The 22,770-nt window shown below is 33.3% G+C and carries 18 protein-coding genes, 1 tRNA gene and 1 rRNA gene; 6 read left to right on the forward strand and 14 right to left on the reverse strand.

What is annotated here, in order from left to right; genetic code table 11:
* Positions 1–1,006 (reverse strand): 16S ribosomal RNA (locus AA81_RS03705); the annotation flags it as partial.
* Between the two features lie 725 nt (positions 1,007–1,731).
* Complete coding sequence (locus AA81_RS03710) at positions 1,732–2,904, reverse strand: type III PLP-dependent enzyme (RefSeq protein WP_103079203.1); 1,173 nt, start codon at positions 2,902–2,904, stop codon at positions 1,732–1,734.
* Between the two features lie 408 nt (positions 2,905–3,312).
* Between AA81_RS03710 and AA81_RS03715 the strand changes: the two genes are divergently transcribed.
* From AA81_RS03715 to AA81_RS03725, 3 genes are all read left to right on the forward strand, one after another.
* A tRNA-Leu gene (locus AA81_RS03715) sits at positions 3,313–3,400 on the forward strand.
* A 121-nt stretch (positions 3,401–3,521) separates the two neighbouring features.
* Positions 3,522–4,469, forward strand: a complete 948-nt coding sequence (locus AA81_RS14395; protein WP_103898244.1) for a GAF domain-containing protein — start codon at positions 3,522–3,524, stop codon at positions 4,467–4,469.
* A 13-nt stretch (positions 4,470–4,482) separates the two neighbouring features.
* On the forward strand, positions 4,483–5,091 hold the full coding sequence (locus tag AA81_RS03725; RefSeq protein ID WP_103079205.1) for an NUDIX hydrolase: 609 nt from the start codon (positions 4,483–4,485) through the stop codon (positions 5,089–5,091).
* A gap of 4 nt (positions 5,092–5,095) precedes the next feature.
* Here AA81_RS03725 and AA81_RS03730 read toward each other — a convergent pair whose 3' ends face one another.
* The 3 genes from AA81_RS03730 to AA81_RS03740 are packed head-to-tail and all read right to left on the reverse strand — an operon-like array spanning position 5,096 to position 8,825.
* Entirely contained in the window at positions 5,096–6,343 is a 1,248-nt protein-coding gene (locus AA81_RS03730; RefSeq protein WP_103898245.1) for a glycerate kinase type-2 family protein, read from the reverse strand.
* Positions 6,344–6,355: 12 nt separating this feature from the next.
* A complete protein-coding gene (locus AA81_RS03735) occupies positions 6,356–7,699 on the reverse strand; it encodes a GntP family permease (RefSeq protein WP_103898246.1) in 1,344 nt (447 codons plus the stop codon).
* Positions 7,700–7,718: 19 nt separating this feature from the next.
* Complete coding sequence (locus AA81_RS03740; RefSeq protein ID WP_103898247.1) at positions 7,719–8,825, reverse strand: sensor domain-containing diguanylate cyclase; 1,107 nt, start codon at positions 8,823–8,825, stop codon at positions 7,719–7,721.
* A gap of 191 nt (positions 8,826–9,016) precedes the next feature.
* Here AA81_RS03740 and AA81_RS03745 point away from each other — a divergent pair, with 191 nt between their 5' ends.
* A complete protein-coding gene (locus tag AA81_RS03745) occupies positions 9,017–9,469 on the forward strand; it encodes a DUF427 domain-containing protein (RefSeq protein WP_103898248.1) in 453 nt (150 codons plus the stop codon).
* A 95-nt stretch (positions 9,470–9,564) separates the two neighbouring features.
* On the opposite strand, the gene AA81_RS03750 is transcribed toward AA81_RS03745, so the two are convergent.
* On the reverse strand, positions 9,565–10,533 hold the full coding sequence (locus tag AA81_RS03750) for an adenine nucleotide alpha-hydrolase family protein (RefSeq protein ID WP_103898249.1): 969 nt from the start codon (positions 10,531–10,533) through the stop codon (positions 9,565–9,567).
* A 13-nt stretch (positions 10,534–10,546) separates the two neighbouring features.
* Complete coding sequence (locus tag AA81_RS03755) at positions 10,547–12,601, reverse strand: GGDEF domain-containing phosphodiesterase (protein WP_103898250.1); 2,055 nt, start codon at positions 12,599–12,601, stop codon at positions 10,547–10,549.
* A 196-nt stretch (positions 12,602–12,797) separates the two neighbouring features.
* Between AA81_RS03755 and AA81_RS03760 the strand changes: the two genes are divergently transcribed.
* Together AA81_RS03760 and AA81_RS03765 are read left to right on the forward strand one after the other, a co-directional pair.
* Positions 12,798–13,676, forward strand: a complete 879-nt coding sequence (locus AA81_RS03760; protein WP_342750117.1) for an acetamidase/formamidase family protein — start codon at positions 12,798–12,800, stop codon at positions 13,674–13,676.
* Positions 13,677–13,707: 31 nt separating this feature from the next.
* Positions 13,708–14,586 carry an AEC family transporter gene (locus AA81_RS03765; RefSeq protein ID WP_103898251.1) on the forward strand — a complete coding sequence of 293 codons (879 nt, stop codon included), beginning with the start codon at positions 13,708–13,710 and terminating at the stop codon, positions 14,584–14,586.
* Here AA81_RS03765 and AA81_RS03770 read toward each other — a convergent pair whose 3' ends face one another.
* The 7 genes from AA81_RS03770 to AA81_RS03800 are packed head-to-tail and all read right to left on the reverse strand — an operon-like array spanning position 14,587 to position 22,732.
* A complete protein-coding gene (locus AA81_RS03770) occupies positions 14,587–16,143 on the reverse strand; it encodes an alpha/beta hydrolase family protein (protein WP_012208379.1) in 1,557 nt (518 codons plus the stop codon). It lies immediately after the preceding gene.
* A 39-nt stretch (positions 16,144–16,182) separates the two neighbouring features.
* Positions 16,183–17,862, reverse strand: coding sequence for a putative ABC transporter permease subunit (locus tag AA81_RS03775; RefSeq protein WP_103898252.1), 1,680 nt, complete (start codon positions 17,860–17,862; stop codon positions 16,183–16,185).
* Positions 17,825–18,577, reverse strand: a complete 753-nt coding sequence (locus AA81_RS03780) for an ABC transporter ATP-binding protein (RefSeq protein ID WP_103898253.1) — start codon at positions 18,575–18,577, stop codon at positions 17,825–17,827. The genes AA81_RS03775 and AA81_RS03780 overlap by 38 nt, the downstream gene beginning before the upstream one ends.
* Positions 18,570–19,808: a peptidase U32 family protein gene (locus AA81_RS03785; protein ID WP_103898254.1), complete on the reverse strand. Its 1,239-nt coding sequence runs from the start codon at positions 19,806–19,808 to the stop codon at positions 18,570–18,572. The genes AA81_RS03780 and AA81_RS03785 overlap by 8 nt, the downstream gene beginning before the upstream one ends.
* The gene (locus tag AA81_RS03790) at positions 19,805–21,157 is read right to left on the reverse strand and encodes a hypothetical protein (RefSeq protein WP_103898255.1); all 1,353 of its coding nucleotides are present in this window, start codon (positions 21,155–21,157) and stop codon (positions 19,805–19,807) included. The genes AA81_RS03785 and AA81_RS03790 overlap by 4 nt, the downstream gene beginning before the upstream one ends.
* A 5-nt stretch (positions 21,158–21,162) precedes the next feature.
* The gene (locus tag AA81_RS03795) at positions 21,163–22,140 is read right to left on the reverse strand and encodes an AI-2E family transporter (protein ID WP_245863429.1); all 978 of its coding nucleotides are present in this window, start codon (positions 22,138–22,140) and stop codon (positions 21,163–21,165) included.
* 37 nt (positions 22,141–22,177) lie between these two features.
* Positions 22,178–22,732, reverse strand: a complete 555-nt coding sequence (locus tag AA81_RS03800; protein ID WP_103898256.1) for a DUF4416 family protein — start codon at positions 22,730–22,732, stop codon at positions 22,178–22,180.
* Between the last annotated feature and the right edge of the window lie 38 nt (positions 22,733–22,770).

Raw genomic sequence — 22,770 nt, forward strand, 5'->3', positions numbered from 1 at the left:
CGGCAGGCCAGTAGATTTCTCTACCTTCAGTTACATGTCAATCCCTGGTAAGGTTCTTCGGTTAGCTTCGAATTAAACCACATGCTCCACCGCTTGTGCGGACCCCCGTCAATTCCTTTGAGTTTCATCCTTGCGGACGTACTCCCCAGGTGGCTCACTTAGCGCGTTCGCTTCAGCACAGAGAGTCTTTCGCTCCCTACACCTAGTGAGCATCGTTTACAGCCAGGACTACCCGGGTATCTAATCCGGTTCGCTCCCCTGGCTTTCGGACCTCAGCGTCAGCTGTAGCCCAGTAGACCAACTTCTTCACCGGCCTTCTTACCTGTATCTGCGGATTTCACCCCTACTCAGGTAATTCCGTCTACCTCTGCTACGCCCAAGATGACCAGTTTCATCCGCAAGCCAATCGTTGAGCAATCTTTTCACAGATGACTTGATCATCCGCCTACGTCCCCTTTACACCCAGTGATTCCGGGCAACGCTCGCCCCCTACGTCTTACCGCGGCTGCTGGCACGTAGTTAGCCGGGACTTTTCCTAATCTACCTTCTTCTGTAGTGTGTCCACTACCCTCTTATTCGATTAGTTCAGAAGTTTACATCCCGAAGGACTTCTTCCTTCACGCGGCGTCGCTGGATCAGGCTTTCGCCCATTGTCCAATATTCCCCACTGCTGCCTCCCGTAGGAGTAGGGCCCGTGTCTCAGTGCCCTTGTGACCGTCCATGCTCTCACACCGGTTATCCGTCATCGGCTTGGTAAGCCTTTACCTCACCAACTACCTGATGGATAGTAGGTCCATCCCAAGGCTGACTCCCACTTTCCCCTCTCGGGCTTATCAGAGTTTACCTACCGTTTCCAGTAGCTATCTCTGTCCTCGGGGTAGGTCCCTACCTTTTACTCACCCGTTCGCCACTGATTATACATCCGAAGATGTATAACCCGTCCGACTTGCATGTGTTACGCACGCCGCCAGCGTTTACCCTGAGCCAGGATCAAACCCTTCATCCTAAACTCTTCAGTCTCCTCTATCTACTTTTCAAAGACCAACATGCATTGAGGGGTGAACCCCTCAAACTCCACAAATTCAAATTCCTTCTTTTTTAAAAGAACTTCGTTTGCATAAAAACGCAAACTTCATTAACTCTTTCATCCTTCAGCGTTGTATATATTATCACATCACTCTACCTTTTGTCAATTTCTTTTTTATGAACTTATTTGAAAATTATTGTGAATTGATAATTTTGTCTGAATCCTTTATTCGAAAACATTGATCTTGTATTTAAACAAGCGAGGCCTTTAAACCCAGGCCTCACTTAAGTTAATTTTGGTTTGATATTTATAGTAATTTCAATGAATATTATAGCCTAATAGTGACTCCTCGATCAAAACTTCATTTTTCATATCATCTACCAACTTACTAGCATCGATTGTTTCGCCTTCTAGTGAATGATTTAGTCTTCTGTTTATAAAATTAGATAAATATTTCATTCCTAAACACCTCCTCATCTTAAAATCAAAAATCTTATTTTTGAAAATCGTTTTATTTCAAAAGTACTTCACTGATGGAACTTTAAAAATTTTTATACTATGAAATTTCTTTCACTATAGTATTATAACTAATGTATATTAAGCACTAATTTAAATTAGATTAATTTTATCGGATTTAATTTTTAAAAAATAGATGCCGTTTCAGCATCTATTTATAATCATATTATTATAATAAATTTACGCAATTAGCTTTGTATTTCTTCCATAAATACAATATTGTCTTTCAACAAAGCTTCTAAATCTTCGACTGTGTATACTTTAAGTGGTTCTATACCGTTAAAGGATGTCGCATATTCATTGGTGTAAGCACCAGTATTTATAAAATATACTATATCGTTATAATCAATATTAATTGGCAATTCAATTTCATCATAGATAGTATCTACACTGTCGCAGGTAGGACCAGCTAAGGTCATAGTTGTTGTTTCGGAATACTCTTTGCCTTCCACCAGCACTTCGTACCTGAAATTTTCAATGGTTTCCATTAAACCGTGAAAAACACCGGTATCTAAAAACACCCAGTTTTGTGTACCCTTTCTACTCCTTAAAAGAACTCTTGAGGCAATTATCCCTGCATTACCAACCATAGACCTTCCCGGCTCAGATAAAACTCTTAACCCTTTCACCCATCCAAGATACTCTTTGATCGATTCATTTATTATTTCTCCAATTTCTTCTACGTCCGGCACTGGTTTTGTATGTTCTACTGGAATACCACCGCCTAAATTCAGCATTTTTAAATCAATCTTTTGCTTGTGAAGTTTTTCAAAAACCTCACTGGCATTCAAAATTGCTTCCTTCCACTTGTATTTGTTATATGATTGCGAGCCTACGTGGAAAGACACCCCATATGGTATTAAACCTTTTCTTTTTGCATATTTTAGGATTTCTATTAGATGATCTACGTCCGTGCCAAATTTACCCGAAAGTGGCCAATCTGAATCGTTGGAACTCATTGACAATCTTCCATATACTTTTGCACCCGGGGCGTTTCTTGCAATCTTTTCAACTTCCATCTCCGAATCTACCGCAAAATATTCTACATTATTATCCCATGCAAATTTTATATCTTTTTCTTTCTTTATAGTATTTCCAAAACTCATTTTATCTGTAGAAATTCCCAACTTCATTAATTTTTCTATTTCCCCTCTTGATGCAACATCAAAAGAAGCTCCTAAATCTCTTAATGTTTCAAGTATACTAGGATGAGAATTGGCTTTTACCGCATAAAAAATTTCGACATCGTTGATTGAATTTTTGAGCTTGTAATAATTTTCCTTTACATAATTAGTATCTAACACTAAAAAAGGTGTTTCAAGAGTTTTTGCCGCTTCTCTTATGAGTTGCGTTAATTCCAATTTATCCAACCTCCCTAAGTTTTTTGGATTATGTTGCCTTTAGAAACTCTAAAACTTTATATATAGCGCCCTTTCACCCCGCTCCCCGCCCATAAGGAAGAGCAGAAGATTCTACCCCTTCTCCCCGCAGGGCCACCCACAGTTATTAGAGTGAGCTCCGTCCTGTAACCCTTTAAAAATCTAAATCTAATTTTTGAAAACAATTTTATTTCTAAAATATTTGGTTTTTAGAGAATCCCAAATTTAAGAATTATAAATTTACAATTGAATATTTAATACACAAAAAGTAACGTGCAAACATTTATTTAGTTAATATATAATTATGCTAAGTTACATTATTAAATATCCCGAAAGGTATTCACAAAATTCCTTTGTAGTGGTATAATTTAAACAAATAGCAGTTAATAAGCCGAGGTGGCGGAATTGGTAGACGCGTAAGATTCAGGATCTTATGGGCTTTTAGTCCGTGCGGGTTCAAGTCCCGCCCTCGGCACCATCCACCTTTCCTTAAGAGGCGGAAACCCGTTTCTTCAGAAAAGGTGGTTTTTTATTTTATGAGTCAATTTTGATATAATTTAAATAATTATCGGAAAATCATAAGGAGGCACTTTGTATTAATGAGAAGCGTTTTTAGAGATTTTACTGATTATTTTTTTGAAATATTGACTTATCCAAAAGAAAAGTGGGATTTATTTTGGCAAGATTACAAGAGAACTTTAAATTTTGTAAATCTTTATCAAGAAAAAAAAGGTATCAAAGATGATGAGATTGTTGAAAAGTTTAAAAAAATTGGAAGAAGGGAACTTGACAAGGCTTTTTGGTACAAGCAAGAAATTATAAAAGATTTAAAAGCCGATATTATCAAGGATCTGACAAAATCCTCTGAAAAGTTTCAACTTGACAGGGGAGATTATGCGGTTTATTTAACTGTATTCACGGGTGATAGCCCTTACGAATTTTTAGAATCATTTAAAGGAACAATAATTGGTGTAGATATACTTTATTTTTATTTCAACAGGGATAAGATCGATCCAAAAACCTTAATAGAAGAAGCAATAATGAAATTCATCAATTCTACAACACCCAATAAGAAAAAAGCTGACTTTTGGATTTTATACGATAAGGTAAAAACGATTATCAGTGACAAAAATTATAACGATAAGCAGAGTATTTTAACATTAATTTCTCAATTGTTATCTGAAAGGATACCTTATTATAATTGGGTAGGTTTTTATCTAGTCGATGAGAGAGAAGACAATTCGCTTGTATTAGGACCTTTTGTTGGAGAGCCAACAGAACACACAAAAATAAAGTTTGGACAAGGAATCTGCGGACAGGCGGCAAGCACAAAAGCAACCTTCGTTGTTGATGATGTTAGCAAAGAAGAGAACTATCTTTCATGCAGCCCAAAAACACAGGCGGAAATCGTTGTTCCCATATTTGATAAAAAAGGAAATATTGTTGGTGAAATAGATATTGATAGTCACGAAAAAGCCCCTTTTGATCAAGACGATCGATCATTTTTGGAAGCTATTGCCAAATTACTTTCTGAGAGATTTTGGTAAATAAGGTGATTATGTGAATCTAGATAAAATTAAAGAAATTTTTAAAGATTATTCTCCAAAACCTATAGGAGTAGAAAAATGTTTTTCTGTGTTGATTTCTTTGATACAAAAAGACAACTCTTTACATCTTTTATACGAATTAAGATCAAAGACTTTAGAGAGACAACCTGGTGAAGTTTCTTTCCCTGGAGGAGAAATTGAGGCCAACGAAACTCCAAAAAATGCAGCAATTAGAGAAAGTTGTGAAGAATTGAATTTGCAACCAGATAACATAGAAATATTGGGAGCAGGAGATTATCTCCTTACTCCCTTTAATTATTTAATATATTCGTATGTGGGTTTTTTGAATACAAACGTTAACACAATAAAACCTAATGAAGAAGTGGAAGAATTATTCACCGTACCTTTAGAATACTTGTTATCTCATGAACCTTTAGTGCATAACACTTATCTTACAAACGAAACAGATGAAGGGTTCCCTTATGATCTTATCCCTAATGGAAAAGATTATAACTGGAGAGTTGGTAAATATCCTGTTTACTTTTATGTTTACGAAGATAGAATTGTTTGGGGCATCACCGCCAGATTAACGTACGAGTTTATTAAGAAATTGAGACATTGACTATTCAATTACAGAGTATAAAAGTTAAATCATTTACATTTGTGCCGGTAGGACCTGTTATAACTAGACCGTCAACACTTTGTAGGGCATGATATGAGTCGTTGTTATTCAATGCATTTTCAACATCTATTCCTTTCTCTTGTAATCTGTTGACCGTTTCTCCATCAACTATTCCACCGGCCGCATCAGTTGGACCATCTGTTCCATCTGTTCCTACCGAAGCGATCAAAACTTCTTGATATCCTTTAATACCTCGAGCTGCGGATAAAACCAGTTCTTGATTCCTTCCTCCTTTACCATTTCCTCTAACATGAACTACCGTTTCTCCTCCTAAAATTATTGCACAAGGAATGTTTAACGGTTCTTCTCTTTCTTTTTCCTCCCTAACTATGGCAGCTAAAAATGAGCCTGCTTCTTTTGATTCACAATCAAGGGTGGTGGTTAAAATCATAGTATTATATCCCAAATGTTGAGCAATTTTGGCAGCACTTTCACAAACCTTAGTTACACTACCAATAATCCTTGTTTCAACGTTATCTAGATGTTTTGGAGTCTCATTTTTCAGAGCTCGTAAGATCTTTTCTGAAAGTTGTAAGTCATATTTTTTTATTATTTTTTCCACATCTTCGGTAGTGGTAGAATCAGGGTATGCAGGACCAGATGCTATACTATCCAATCTATCCCCTAACACATCAGATAGAACAAGAGAATATATTTTGGCAGGTTCAACTAACTTTGCAAAATTCCCTCCCTTAACTCGAGAGAGATGTTTGCGAACTGTATTTATTTCCACTATATTTGCTCCAGATTTTAACAACATGTCTGTTACATTTTTTATGTCTTCTAAAGTGACATCCTCGACGGGAAGCTCAAAAAGGGCTGATCCTCCTCCAGAAACAAGGAATAATACAACATCGCCTTCGCCTAAATTTTGTACCAATTCTATAGCTTTCTTTGTAGATTTTATAGTATTTTCATCTGGTATAGGGTGCCCCGCTTCATATATTTGTAGGCTTTCTATTGTACCTTGAGAATGACCATACTTTGTTATAACTATTCCATCTTTTACCTTATCCTTTAAAAAATCTTTTGCTGCTTTAGCCATCCTCCAAGCAGCTTTTCCTATAGCAACTATGTGAATATTATCTTGTAAATCTATCATCTCAAGCTCTTGTTGAACAGCTTTTTCTGGTAAAACAAAATCTATTGAACTTTTTATTATTTTAAAGGCATCTTCACGTAAATTTTTCAACGGATCAACTCCTTACAAAATTATTAAACTTATAATCCATATAATAATTGCCGCTGTGACTCCTTCCACTAAAGTTCCCAACGTTTGAAGTTTATAAGCCTGATTGACACTCATTCTCGAAAATTGTGAAACAACCCAGAAATAACTATCGTTAGCATGAGATACCACCATAGATCCAGCTCCAATGGCAACCACGGACAACGCTATTGCAGCAGGTGTAGTTAAACCTAGAGAGCTCATCAATGGAGCCATTAATGATGCAGTAGTTATTATAGCAACAGTTGAAGATCCTTGGGCTGATTTAATTACTGCAGCTACGATAAAAGGTAGCCAAATACCCAAATTAGCTGTTGCTAAACCTTCTCCTAATACATCTGCAATTCCTGAGTTTTGTAAAACTTTCCCAAATGCGCCACCAGCTCCTGTTATCAAAATAATAGATGCAGCATTCAACAATCCTTCGCCTACCCAACCACTTGAAGAAAGCATCTTTTTATCCAATTTTTTGGGTAAAGTGAAAGCTATTAAAACTCCAATTAAAAGGGCGATAACCGGATTACCAACAAAACCAAAAAAGCTTCTAATAGCTCCGTCCCCAAAAGGTCTGGTTGGAAAATCAGAAATTGATTTTAACAGAATCAATATGATAGGAACAACTATGGGCATGAAAGAATTAAAAGTCGAAGGAGCTTTCTTAGTTCTTTCAACTATATCGGCATCACTTAATTCTGGTTCTGGCTCAATATATATTCTTTTGCCCATGATATTGGCGTATAGTACACCTATGAGCATAGCGGGAACAGAAACTATCAACCCAATCAATATAACCATCCCCAAATCTGCACCTAAGATACCAGCAGCAGCTATGGGTCCTGGGGTAGGGGGAACCATTGTATGGGTTGCATATAATCCAAGACTTAGGGCAAGACCCGTTGCTGCAAGGGAGAACTTTGCCCTCTTCGTAACAGCTCTATTCAAAGGAGAAAGGATTACAAATCCAGAGTCACAAAAAACAGGGATGGAAACTATATAACCTATTATAGCCATAGCCAACGGAACTCTTTTTTCCCCAGTTAATTTTAAAGTAGCTTCCGCCATCTTAAAAGCACCACCAGACTTTTCAAGGAAAGTACCGATTATCGTACCAGCAGCGATCACTATGCCTATACTTCCAAGCGTTCCTCCAAAACCACCGGTAATTGAATCAACTATTTCTGTCAAACTCATTCCAGAAAAAATACCGAACAAAACAGCAGTGAACAGCAAAACTAAGAAAGGGTGTAGCGTTAATCTTGCCGTTGCAAAAATTATAAAAATAACAGATAAAACCAACAAAACGATCAGCCATATACCCATTAGTAATGCCCCCTTTGTGTTATATTTCTTTTTCCAAATACATTTTTTTATCAGCTATTTCAATGGCTTTCTCAATATCAGGAGCTTCTTTAGGAACAAGACAATAACCTATACTTATAGAAGATATTATCAATATATCGTTGAACGTTATTGGAGTTTTAACTGTTGATTTGATCCTTTGTATAATTATATCAATACTATTGTTCTCAGTTATTTCATTTATTATTATAACAAATTCGTCTCCTCCGTACCTAAAGATTAAATCATCAGATTTAATAGAATTTTGAATTCTCTTTGTAAGAACTTTTAAAGCTTGATCCCCTACGGTGTGACCAAAATTATCGTTAATCTTTTTAAAATTGTCATAGTCCAGAAAAATAACCGCCTTTTTTGAACTATCAGATTTATGTTGAGAAATATATTTTTCAAGGGCTTTCCTATTGTATGCCTGGGTTAATATATCTAAATCTGAACTTAAAAACAGTTCATTCAAAGAAAAAACAGTTTTTATAACTCTATCTACATCTTCTAAAAAGTAATTTATTAATTCTTTTTCAAATGGTGATACCTTTACTTGCTGGAACCAATCAACATTCAAAACTCCTATTATTTCATTTTTTACCATAATCGGTATACCCAACCAGGACTTAGACAAGCTATGTTTTTGATTCCACAGGCTATTCTTTTTAGTGTCCTTTATGAAAAGTACTTTTTTTGTATCAATTACTTCTTTTATATGTTCCCCATTAATTTGTATTTCTAAGGCTAATTCCTCTAAAGGAAGAAAGTCTAAATCCTTTGACCAAAATAAAAATCTCCATACATCATCAGAAGGTGTTATTAAGAAACTCCAAGAATCGGCTTTTAAAAAGAGTGGTAACTTTTCAATGATAGCTTCAAGTGCACAATCCTTTTCAACCTTGTTTTCTAAACAAGTAATAGCCGTTTCAAAAAGAGAACTTTTAAAACGTTCCCTTATAACCTTTTTCGGGCTGGGAGGAGTGAAAGCAGATGGTTTATCTTTTTCATTAGCGATTCTACGTACATATATAGCAGTTTTTATTCCCCCGTAAAAAACATAGAACAATATCAACAAAAGTACAACGGAAATGATTATATATACCATACTATCTCCCTCAAATATTAATAATTATAGTAGTAATCTTTTTTCCCTTAACATTATACTATATTTACTATATTTAAATACAAAATTGTGGTATAATTAAATTGAGACTAAAATAATCCTATTTTGAATACTTTAGAAATAAAGGGATTTTTCAAAAACAAGATTTTGATTTTAAAAGGAGGTTTAAATTCATGAAGAAAGAAAATGTGAAAGACTATCCCTTACCCCCCAAAGTTGAAAAAGTCAACAAAGAAGTAAGAATAATATTTAATGAAGTAGAAATTGCAAGATCTTCAGATGCCATAAGGATACTACAGAAAAATCTTTTGCCGGTATATTATATTTCAAAAAAAGATATTAAGATGCAATACCTGAAAAAAACTGAAAGACATACCACTTGTGAGTATAAAGGGGTAGCAGACTATTTTAATATTGAGGTGAACGGTAAAACCGCCGAGAACGCAGCTTTCTATTATCCTAATCCTAAAAAAGGGTTTGAGGGAATAGAAAATTATATATCTTTTTACCCTGCCAAGATGGATGCTTGCTATGTAGGAAATGAAAAAGTGGATTCAAAAATAGGCCTTTTTACCGGAGAATGGGCTACCTCTGAGGTAGAAATTCCTGAAAGGTTAAAAAGATAACTTGATTCTTAAAATTACAGATTATTACAATAATGATAATCTGTAATATTATCAAAAAATCACAATTCTATCCAAAGGGGTAGAATTGTGATTTTTTAGAGCTTATTATAATCTACTACAGCGAAAGTCCAGAGTTTGTAGTTTGAGCTTTTTATCCATTCAGCAGTTATGGGCATAGCAAATTCCGGAGCCAATCTCCCATTTAATATCCAGTATTTCGACTCTTCGTTGTTATATATACCTGGATTTACCAAAATCTTGAGCTTTAAAGCAGCATCTACTATATCAACAAAATCTATTGTTTCTTCATTCTGAAGGAGATTTTTTATCTCTTCTAAAATTTTTTTAGAGGGTAAAGGTTTAACATTAATCAGAGCAATATTTTTCGAAAGAGGGCCGATAATTTTAACGTTTGCGATCTCTCTTTGAACATCGTAAAAATCAAGCACATCGTGAATCACTTCGTTGGCAATGATATCTGCTCTTGAATGATAATCTCTGTTTACAGACATTTTTAATAAATGCTTGTACTTACATCCCTCTCGTATTTTATTCTCCCCAATTTTTGGAATCGTTATATTATAGTACTCTAAAATCTCATGGATTTCTTCTTTGTTCAAATTTAAAAGGGGTGAGTATATCCCGTCAAAAAACTTAATCCCAGTATTACCCCATGAATCAGATAAGTTTGCACCTGAAGCAACTATCCCCTTATAAGAAAACTGCTTTACCTTTCCAATTTTTACAATCCTTGTACATTGATTACAATTTGGTCCATGGTACATTATCTCTTCCTGTTCTTCTTCGCCTCGTGAAAAAAACAATTTTAAACCCAACTGTTTGGATAAAGTTAAAACAGCCTCTAATCCTTTTGAGTAAGAATAACCACCAAAACAAACGTTCACCAAAGTAATCTTACTTTTAGGCAAAATATCTTTTGCAAGTAGAGCTACAACAGTACTGTCCATACCTCCAGAAAAAGCTATATACAAATGTTTGTTACCTATTATCTCTTTCATTTCCTTTTTTATAGAATCTATTTTTTCTTCGATTGTTGTTGTCATTTCTCTCTCCCGTTTATATCATAATTTTTTGTTTTTTCAGAAAAAGTTTGAACTGATCAAAGGGTAAGGGCTTACTAAAATAATAACCTTGTACCTCGTAGCACCCTTCCTTTTGAAGAAATAATAACTGTTCTTTATTTTCTACACCTTCTGCAATAACTTCAAATCCTAAGCTTTTAGACATTGAAATAATACTTGATACTAATCTTTGGGACATCTCGTCATGTAAAATATTATCAATAAAACTTTTATCTATTTTTATCTTATCAACATCCAATTTATTTAAATAGGAAAGAGAAGAAAATCCTGTTCCAAAATCATCGAGGGCAATCTTTAATCCTATTTCTTTCAAAGCTTCTATTTTTTTCTGAGCCAAATAAAAATCTTCAATGAATAAATCTTCTGTGAGCTCAATTCCTAAATAAAAGGGATTTAAATTATATTTATGTAACATAATTTCGATGTTATATATAAAATCCTCTCTTTCAAAAAATGATTTTGAGACGTTGAAAAAAATCCTTATGTTTTTATTTAATGATTCGTTTATAACCCTTGCACTCTTTATTGTTACCTCTAAAACAAATTGATCGATCCTATCCATGAACGCATTCTTTTTAGCAATACCTAAAAATACGTTTGGAGGCAAAACGGAACCATTGGCTTCTTTTAGCCTAATTAAAGCTTCAGCACCTATTATATTCATCGCTTTTGTGTCTATTTGAGGCTGAAAGTACATCAATAGTCCATTATTTTCTAATGCCAAATTTATCTCATCTTCCATTTTCTTTTCAAACCCAAAAATTTTCGATAATTCGGGTGAATAAAAATTGATAGATTGTCTCAATGAATTTTTTAAAGCCATTTCCGCCTGATTTATTAAATCTTCAGGATTTGTTGAATCTATTGGATAGTTACTTATACCTATCTTTATTTTCAAAAAAATTCTTTCGCCAAATATTTGAACGGGTGTTGATAACTTATTTAAAAGGTTGGTCGCGAGATTTTCTAATTCTTCTATACCTTCAAAACAACCAAACAAAGCAAATTCATCTTTAGAGATTGTTGAGGCAAAGTATTGTTTACGAACCACTTCGGTAATTTCCTTTGCTACCTCTTTTATAACTCGATTCATCGTTTTCAAACCATAAAAATCAATTAATTCATGTAATTCATCAACTTTCACTATTAAAATTGCAAATTTCTTTTCTTCTGTATTTTTTTGCAGAACATCATCTATTCTTTCGGATAAACCTTTCATGTTTGGTAAACCTGTTAAAGAATCATGTTTCAGCACTCTCGTTATTTCTTCTTCTTTTTTAACACTGTTAGTAATATCCGTATTTATAGCCATATACCCTATTACTTTGTTGTTGTATCCTTTAATTTCAAAGAAATTTGAATACAAGAATATGATTTCACCATTCTTTTTCCTATCTATTATTCTACCGCTCCAAAACCCTTTTGATTTAAGTTCGTACCACATTCGCTCATAAAAATTTTTATCATGCATATTTGAAGCCCAAAAGTGAGGATTTTGCCCCACAACCTCATCAAAAGTATAGCCAGTCATTTCTAAAAAAGCTTTGTTTACCCTTACTACTTTGTTATTTTTATCAGTTATAATTATAGCCTGAGGTGAATTGTCAAACATCTCTTTTGGGAAAAATATATCTGGGCTCATCAATCCAAAATTTTGATCAGGATTACGAACCAAAAGATATAAAACATCTTTATCACACTTTCTTTTTTTCTTTCCTATTAAATCAAAAGTATTAAAACCTTCTTTATTCCTTTTCAAAGAAACTTTCAACGTCCACTCAGCCTCGTATTCACTGTTATAAACTTTATCGGTAATCTTTTGGACATCTACTTCTTTTATAAGAGCTAATAATTCATCTAGATTATTGGGAAGTTCGTTTTTCCCAACACCAGTTATTTGTTTTAGATTTTCTGAATATACGATCTTACCATTTGACAGATCTATTCGCATTATTGCTCCTGTATACATCTCTGAGCCAGATTCATACATATCCAATAATTCTTCTATTGCCTTTTCGCCATTTTCCACTATGACCTCTCCTCTTAAAAAAATATTTGCTTTGACCTTTTTTAAATCAAACTTTATAATTATAGATAATTAAAATTTGTATGATAAAATATACATTGATTATATTATAGTCTTTTTAATTATAAATAAAGATAAAACAAAATTTTCAAAAAGTATTCCTTTTATTTACAGAAAAAACCAAAAGAGGTGATTAATGTTGATAAAAATTAAAAAAGAAAACTCTATATTTAATTTTTCTAAAACAAATACTCCTATAGCTAAAGTTAAACCCAAAGAAAAAATCTGCATAGAGACAAAAGACGCTCTAAGTGACGAAATAAAATCCGAGAGCCAGCCTTTCGATTCAATAAACTGGGAAAAGGTTAATCCGGCTACAGGTCCTCTTTTCATTGAAGGGGCAAAAGAGGGAGACATTTTAGAAGTTAATATAGAAAATATAAAAATAACTCGAGAGTATGGCGTAATGTTAACAGGCAAAGATATGGGAGTCTTAGGGGATTCTTTTGAACGAAGCTTTATCAAAATAGTACCAATAAAAGAAAACAAAGCTTTTTTGTATGACTATGAAATCCCTTTAAAACCTATGATAGGGGTTATTGGTACCGCTCCTAAAGAAGGAAGTATACCTTGTGGTACACCTGGAGAGCATGGTGGGAACATGGACTGTAATATCATAGGAGAAGGAGCTACCGTCTATCTACCTGTGAATGTTGAAGGAGCTTTATTTGCTTTAGGAGATCTACATGCAGCTATGGGAGATGGGGAAGTTTGCGTAACAGGTGTCGAAATCCCCGCTGAAGTGTTCATTTCATTCAATATATTAAAAGATAAAGATTGGAAATTGCCTATGGTGAAAACTGAAAAAAACATTTATACGTTAGCTTCAAAACCATCTTTAGATGAAGCTTCGCTTACAGCCACAAAAAACATGGTACATTTTTTGAACCAAGAATATAAACTGAGTAAAGAAAAAGCTATGTTCTTGCTTAGCGCTATTGGAAATCTTCAAATTTGCCAAGTGGTTGATCCTTTAAAAACTGTGAGAATAGAACTACCGTTAGAATTCCTAAAATAGATATTTTTAGCAATAAAAGGGGAGTAAGTCATTGACAGCACTTATAAACTTCGTAATAATAGCAACCATAGGAAACATATCTAAAAGATTTTTACCTAAAAACACAGGTGATATTTTAACAACTTTGATAATCAATTTTACACTTCCCATGACTGTATTTATAGGTATAACTTCGTCTCAAATAGATTTATCTAAATTATTTTTTGTTTTAATAGGTTTTTTAGGTGGGTTGCTGATCTTTTGGGGTGGAAAATTTTTATTAAGAACTTTAAAAATCGAAGATGTTAAAATAAGTACCGTGATACTATTAGCTTTTTGTGGATTGAATATTGGCCTTTTCATGTACCCTTTGGCAGAAATGTTATGGGGCATTGAATCCATAACTTACTTTGCACTTTACGACTTAGGGAACAGTTTTATAGTATTTGGAGTTGGCAAGTCTGTTGCTGAAGGAAAAGGAGGCAAGTTCCACATTGTAGATCTGTTTGAATTTCCTCCTTTTATAGCTTTAATTTTAGCATTTCTCCTAAACGGCGTTAATTTACCTGAATTCGTACTTTCACCTATGATGGTTATAAAAGATGCCAATAATTTTTTGATAATGTTTTTAGTAGGTTTTTATTTCAATATAGTATCTCTAAAAGCTCACAGAAGGATCTTAACGATTTCTGTAACCACAAAGTATTTATTGGGGCTTATAGTTTCGTTATTCACTTTACTAATCCCTGTAAGTACAGAACTGCAAAGAATTTCTCTTTTTCTTTCCCCATTGCTACCAAGTGCAATGATGGCGATCGTTTATTCGGTAAAAAACAACTATGACTCCGAACTCGCTAGCAGTTTCGTGAGTCTGACAACTCTTATTTCTTTCATAATTGTATTTGTTGTAACAGCGATAATGGGGTTTTGATCAAAGTCCCTGGCTTTCCAACCAAAGTGCGATTTGATCGACTACTTTATCTTCAAATTTTAATGTTTGGAAGTTGACAAGCTCATGAGCCATATTCTCTATGTAAACTATTTCTAAATCATTTTTCTTTTTCAATTCTTTTTCATATTCTTTTAAGAGCTCGTAGGGCGTCTTCAAATCTTGTGTGCCATTGATTATTAATAACGGAACATTCATATTCACAAACTTTTCTACCATACTTCGACTAAGCTCACTCCATCGAATTAAAAATTCTCCACTATAATAATCTAAATATAGCTCGTTTGGGTCTATTTCTCCTTTTTTCATACTTTCATTTACTTTTTTTGCCTCTGTTAAAACGTCTTCTAACTTTTTTATAACACTATCTAATGAATTGTCAGTATTATGCTTTTTATAATAATTTATTTGATATTCTACTTGGTAAACTATTTGATCTGTAATCTCTAGCAAAGCTGGAGAAAGAGTAACAGCAGCAAATACTTCTTCTCCTTCAATTATATAAGGTAAGAAAGAAGCTCCTTGACTGTGACCAATAACGATTATTTTTTCTTTATCAACTTCTGGTAGGGTTTTTAAGTATCTTATAGCTGCTTGTGCGTCTTTGATAAACGCCTCCGGCATAACCTTTGAAAAATTTTGTCCGTTTTTTGCCATGGTGAAATTTCTTTTGTCATATTTTAAAACTATATATCCTTCTTCAACTAGGCCTTCTGAAAGGTGCAAAAAAGGTGTAAGCGTTCCAATAGTTTCATTTCTGTCAAGTGGGCCTGAACCATGTACCAAGACAATACCGAATGACTTCTTATTTTTATCAACTTCTTTTGGAATCATCAGAGAACCTTCCAATTTAAAGCCATCGAAACTGTCAAAAATAATTTCTTTTTCAACGTAATTTTTCGCTTTTTGCTCTTTCTTGTGCATTGTTACTTCAATTGATTGAGAAGGTATCTCAACCTTAGTGATTTTACCGTCTTGAAAGGCTACATTCTGTGCTAAACCCGAAAACAAAATTACCAAATTTTGAGGATCTTTATACTCAATTTCCACGTCTAAAATTGCATTGTTCCAGGTTGTCTGGTTTAGAGACAATTGAGGAACAAATGCTGAATATTTACCTTCGGGCAAATTTTTATAATAAAGGGCGAATATATGGTCTAAAATGAAGTTATTATCTAAAATAATTACGTTTTCTACGTTATAATTTTTTAAATTTATACCGTTGAATTGATTTGTGACCTTTTTCCCGTTGTAAGTACTTACCAAAGTTCCTTGCTTTTGATTGTCAACAAAAATCTCTAGTGAATATTCTTGAAATGTCCAAGAATCATCATATTTTGTTTCTGAAACAAATTTTAGGGTGTTTTCCCCTATATTTAAAATAGAGGTAGTTTTTCCCAAACAATTAGCTACATCAAACTCCACGATAATATTTCCAATCTCTGCATCGTTTTGATAAATATAATACTGATAACTTTCTGAAAAAGCCAGCATAAAGCTAAACATAACCGGTAAAATTAAAACAAAAAACTTCTTCACATACATCACCTCTTGCAGTTTTTTTAAAAACAATTACTATTATAATTCTCTACTTAGAAGCTGAACGGTTTTTCTTTTTAAATATCTCCATAGTATTAAGCTAAAAATCAAGAATATGAAGTTTAGAGAGATTAAAATAATATATTGATCGAACAGAGGAACCAATTTATATATCAAGAACCCTACGATTCCTACAACTCCAAAAACCAACAATATAGCAAGCAAACCATTTATATTTTGTTTCATCGCCTTCTGTGGATTATCCCAGTTTAAGTATGGTTTTGAAGCATCAATAATCATTTGAATTATATTTAGAAACAAATTAAAAATAATCGCTAAGATCATGGCTCCGCAAAATTCATAAAGATTTAGTTTAAAAAGCAATGTCCCAATAATTAAACCAGAAACAAAACCTAATGAGCTTATTTGTACAATATGTTTAATTTTGGCCCTTAAAATTTGATCCACATTCACAGGTAGTATTTTCAGTTCTTTTATCAACCCTCCTTCCCTTGAAAAACATGAGTAAGAAAGACCATTTATAGACGAGGCTAAAGTTGCAACAAAACCAACAATAAATAATTTGTATTGTAATATCGTACTTATTATTTCATTACTTAACCCTAATTCCACATTATTGAATATAATACCAAAGACTATCAATATTATTGGAAAGGCCAAAACATTACTAAATCCATTGACTGAAAATGAAGGTGTTTTCAAAAAATACAGCCACTCTCTTTTCAATAGAGCTTTGTCTACCGTAGATTCTTTCGTGAAGAAGTTATAAGTTCCTTGAGTTTTAGATTTTCTAAGTAAAGGCTTTGATTCTATCAGAGAAGAATAATTAGAATAATATAATTTTTCACCAACATACAACGTTAAAATTAATAGGGATAAATGAAAGCCCAGGAACAATAAAAGCCATGCTAAATTTAAAAAAATGCTACTAGTTAAAGATTTTACGGCTAAAAAAGCAGGGGGATAAATCCTTGCTAACTTAGTAATGATGCTATCGGGATTGATAGAAATATTAGGTATTTCGTTGCTATTTTGCATATTTATTGAAAAATTTGACCCTGATAAAAACAAATATAAACCAAAGATAACCATAAGAAAAATTGTTGATAAATACAAGAGGAGCTCTCGCCTATTAGATTTTTTAAATAGTTTTGAAGTCAACAACGCATACAATAAAACCAAGGTCATTGGAAATACTTGCGAAAAAAGAAAAACAATTATGAATATTAAATAATATAAAAAACCTTGTTTAGTATAAACCCCAAAATAAATCAAAGAAGGCAGCAATAATATCAATGAAATAAACATTTGATCTGATAAAATCACAGATAATTTCCCTAAAATAACTTCATAAGGTTTCAAAGGTAAGGTTAATAAAAGCTTCATATCTTTATTGATAAATAATTCTCCAATCAGCAGAAAAGCACCTAAGAAAAAGCCAAAAAAGCCAGCTAAGACAAAAAAGTTTGCCAGAAATAATGACTGTATATTCAAGATTGTGTAAGTCTCCAAAGTAGTTTTAAGCATGTTAAGGTATAGAGGTGAATATGCAACAACCATTAGTACAAAGACGCAAAAAAGGACTATAAAAGTAATTAAATCACTTTTATTCCTTTTTATGGAGTATTTAGTTTTGGAAATTCCATAGTGCTGATCTAATTTAATCAAGATAAGAGAAATCAATCTTTTCACTTTCACTATTTGTCACCTCTAAGAATATTTGTTCCAAACTTTTATCCCCTTTGAGCTTTCTTAGATCGTTAATAGAACCTTCAAAGATTATTCTTCCCTTACCAATTATGGCTATTTCATCACAAACCTTTTCTGCAATTTCCATAATATGTGTGGAAAAAAATACTATATTCCCTGCTTCCACATGTTTTTTCATAAGATTTTTCAGAATAAAAGCTGATTCAGGATCAAGCCCAACAATTGGTTCGTCGAGAATCCAGAACTTTGGGTTGTGAATCAACGCAGCAATCAGAGCTAATTTCTGTTTCATCCCATGGGAGTAAGTAGAAATAGGGTTGCTAATAGAGCTTTCGAGCTTAAAGGTTTTTATCAACCACTCCCCTCTTTTTTTGCGTTCATCAAGCGGAACCTCAAACACATCACTTATAAAATTTAGGTAAGATATTCCGGTTATCTTTTCAAAAAGAAATGGTTCATCGGGGACAAAACCTATCAACTTTTTTATCCTTATTGGTTCTTTTTGAAAATCTATCCCATCATAAATAATTCTTCCAGAAGTTGGTTTGTACAAACCAGTAATCATGTTTATAGTGGTTGTTTTTCCTGCACCGTTAGGCCCTAAAAACCCGAAAATTTTCCCATCTTCTATTTCCAAGTTTACATAATCCACCGCCACCATATTTTCCGAAAAACGTTTTGTAAGATCAATCAATTCAATCAATGTGTTTATTGCCTCCTTTGTCAGGAACTCGGATTAAATCACCGACGTCCAGGAAATTATACTCCTTCAAAATAATTTTTTGATTTGGATTAGCACTATCTATTAAACTACCATCTTCAAGATTTACTATTTGATCCAATAATACTTTAGTATTTTCACCTTTTTTGGTTACAATCTCTAATTCTTCACCCTTTTCTATCTTATTCCTGACATCAACAACATATTGATCTTCAGATATCTTTTCTATAATTTTCCCCACAAATTTGTAATTTCTAATGTAGGACGAAGTCTTATAATTTTGGGAGTTTTCATCCGGTTTATGAAAATAAAAACCTGATGTGTACTCTCTGTGACTAACACTTTCGAGTTCTTTTTTTAAACTATCGATAAGTTCTTTAGTGTATTCTTTGTTGTAGTAATTATCTATTGCTTGCCTGTATACTTTAGTTGTTACTCCTGCATAATAACTACTTTTCATCCTTCCTTCTATCTTTAAACTATCAACGCCGGTTTCAATTATTTTGTCAAGAAAATCGATAGTGCAAAGGTCTTTAGAATTCATAATGTAAGTTCCTCTTTCATCTTCAAACACAGGAAAATACTCCCCAGGTCTTTTTTCTTCCATTAGATAGTATTTCCATCTACAGGGCTGTGTACATTGCCCCCTGTTGGCATCTCGTCCCGTTAAGTAATTACTTAATAGACATCTGCCTGAAACAGATACACACATCGCTCCATGTATGAATACTTCAATTTCTATATCTGGGACTTTTTCTCTGATTTCCGATATTTCTTTTAATGAAAGTTCTCTTGCCAATATGACCCTCTTCGCTCCTAAATCTCTCCACATGGAAACACTAGCCCAATTGGTGTTACTTGCCTGAGTGCTTACGATCAAAGGTAAGTTTGAGTTTCTTTTCACAAGATTAAACACACCCAAATCCGCAACTATTACCCCGTCCACTTCTAATCTTTCCAAATAATTTATACAATCAGGTAAGAGTTCCAATTCAGAATTGTGGGGTATTGCATTGAGAGTTACAAAGAGTTTCTTTTGTAATTTTCTGGCCAATTTTACCGCCTTTTCCAATTCTTCATCTTCAAAATTCTTGGAAAATGCCCTTAAATTTAGGATTTTTCCACCAATGTATGCTGCATCGGCACCATAGTGATACACAGTTTCCAATTTTTCGTAGTTCCCTGCGGGGGATAACAACTCGACTTTTTTCATGGCAATAAAAAGTTCACCTCGAATAAATAAGATATTAAAAATGTCTCAAATTCTTCCTCACCATTTTTCAAAGATTTCCATTTCATCTCAAAATCTCCCATCTTTGTATTGAATAAGAAACTGAAAATATTGCTATCGATCATACCTTTTGAGTTCGTTCCATAATCCCAGATGTAATTGAAATAACCTTTTTCTAAGGCTAAGGTTAAATCAACACTATTAATTTTGGAATCTTCCCCATACTTGAAACCGAAAGGATAGTCAAAAAAAATTCTGGCACCAGGTTCGGAAGATAAAACGATGGTTCTGTAGTATAAATTATCGTATGGATAATCGCTTGAAAAAAAGTTATCTTGTATTTCGTATCTTTCAACACCAATTCTAAATTTGGCACCTTCAAAATCAAAGGTCTTTGAAAGTCCTAAACCATAACCACTGCTATTTGTGTCATAATTAAACGCATATTCAGTATCTATACTTATATCCCAAAAAGGGATAATCTTCATGTACCCACCATATACACCCACGTCGGATATTATAAACATATTTACAAGATTAGGTAGCTCTCCCGCCACCTGATTCAATGAGCTTATTCCCAAATAAAGTTTTTCATTTGGATTATAATTTAAACCATTATAAAAAGCATTTCTAAAGGCAATAAACTCGTCTTCCATGGTAGCATACTCTTCTTTTGAAAGCATTGGCACCATGGATAAAACAGAGAAATCGTAATCTAATTTATCATTAAAAGAATAAGAAATAGCCAAGGTATCATAATAAGGAGAGTTATCAGATAAGACGAGATTGTATTTCATAGGACCATATGAAAGAGGGATCCTTCCCACCAAAAAACTAAGATCTTCTTTATTATAAGATAAATAAGAATAAGTGGGAAAATCCAAGGAGATATAAACCAAAGATGGAAGGTTGAAAACACTGCAATTTTCGTATGTAAAATAAGAGGTATCACCTAACCTGAAATCAGCAATGAACTGTGCATAAAAATAATCGCTATAATAGTTTTTGATTCCAAATTTGAATAAATTCCCGTTTTCTAAAACAAAATCTCTGAATAAGACTTCGTTTATCTCTGTACTTCTATACCTGCCTCCAGATAGATTAAAACCTTCCATGATTCTATCTTCATATTTTAAATCCATTGAAAAGTGGATGTAATTTTCAAAACTTTCTGGAGTGTTTTTTAAATCGCCATAAATAGGGTATTTTAAATAGACTTCCCCTAACTTTTTAAAATAGTATTCAGGATCATTTTCTGTTAGCAGATTGGCAGATGAGAAACTAAATACTGTCAACAAAATGGTTATTAAAAAAAGATAAAATTTTTTCATTTGAATCACTTGATTTTTAACACAAAATATTCCCAAAAGTTTCTAAAATAAACAACTGTCGGAAGGGCGATAAGAATGCCTAAAAAGCTAAATAATTCACCGAATAAAAGTATAGATATTATTATTACAAACCAATGCAAATTGAGGGCATTACTTTGAATTTTTGGATGTAAGAACCACATTTCCAACTGATTGGCAGCGGTTAAAATTATTATACCTATTATTAAACCGATTAGCCCGTTTTCTGTGAAAGCTAACATCAATAAAGGAACTGCTGAAATAACTACTCCTAAATACGGTATAAAATCGGTGATCCAAGCTAGGATGCCTAAAAAGAACGCACTCGGTATACGAAAGATGAACGACATTAACCCAATGAAACTTCCCACTATTATAGCCGCCAAGAATTGACCATGTACAAATCTTTCAAACTGTGAGTAAGTATCTTTTATAAACTTCAAACCTTTTTCTCTGTCGTTTACGGGGTAAAGTTTCCATAAATTATTCTTCGTTATTGTTTTTAAAGAACCTATTGCCGTAGTTGTTACCACCAAAACAATAGCCGAAGTTATCAAATTTGGAATAGATGATAAAAGCTGGTTCATCAAACCTAAAGCAAAATCAGAAAGATTTTTGTTCAAATCGTTGATAAATGTTACCAACCATTCAGGTAGTTGAGCCAGTGCTTCTTCTTGAGGGATCGTTAAAGAAGAAAGCATAGAAAATAGTTGCCTGCCTTCATTAATAACAACGGGGAAAAATGTGATAGCTGCGTATAAGACTAACCCTAAGACAAGTATGTGAGATAAAACGGCAGATAATTTAGAATTCATAACCTTTGAAAATAAATTTTGTGGCGCTTCTATAAGCATAGACAAAAAGACACCCAAAATCAACGCTGCAATAATAAAAGGAGAAAAATGAGCCAAAAACAGAAATAAAACTAAATATATTAGTGACAGCCAACCACCTTGTGACAACAATATTTTCACCATCCATTTATAGAAATTAATAAGCACATTACGATATATAATTTTTTCTTTTCTTCAGATAAATATCTCTGATAATATCTAACTCATTTAAATATTCAGGATCTTTAAAATTAGCGTAAGTGTATTTGAGAGGTTCCCATTGCCCAAAATTGTACATTAAGGTAATTTCCGCATATATACCTTTGCCAATATAAATCCTATTTCCCCAGTGTTTTGTGCTCGCTAAAACAAATTGAGTGTGGTGAAGATAGCCGATGTCTATATTCACTTTTCTTTTACCATCAACCGAAAAGTTTTTCTCAATTTCATTCGTTATCAATTTCGCATCCGGCAAAAAACCGGGAGAACTTAGATATTTAAAACTCACCAACCTTGATTCAATTCGTATATTTTTACCCATTTCTTCGTTATAATAATTGGTAAAGCGCTGAAAATCTAATGAAGAAGAAATATAGTCGATAGGTCCAAAATGTTTTTCGAGCAAATCATTCAAACTAATTTTATAAAGCCATAAATCAGAATCTCCAGCAGTAAATATATGCGCCAAATAATTTACAAGATCTGGTGCTTTAGTCATTCCAATACGACAAACTCACCTAAAAATCTTCCAGTTTTACAGTA

It is taken from the genome of Petrotoga halophila DSM 16923 (assembly GCF_002924615.1).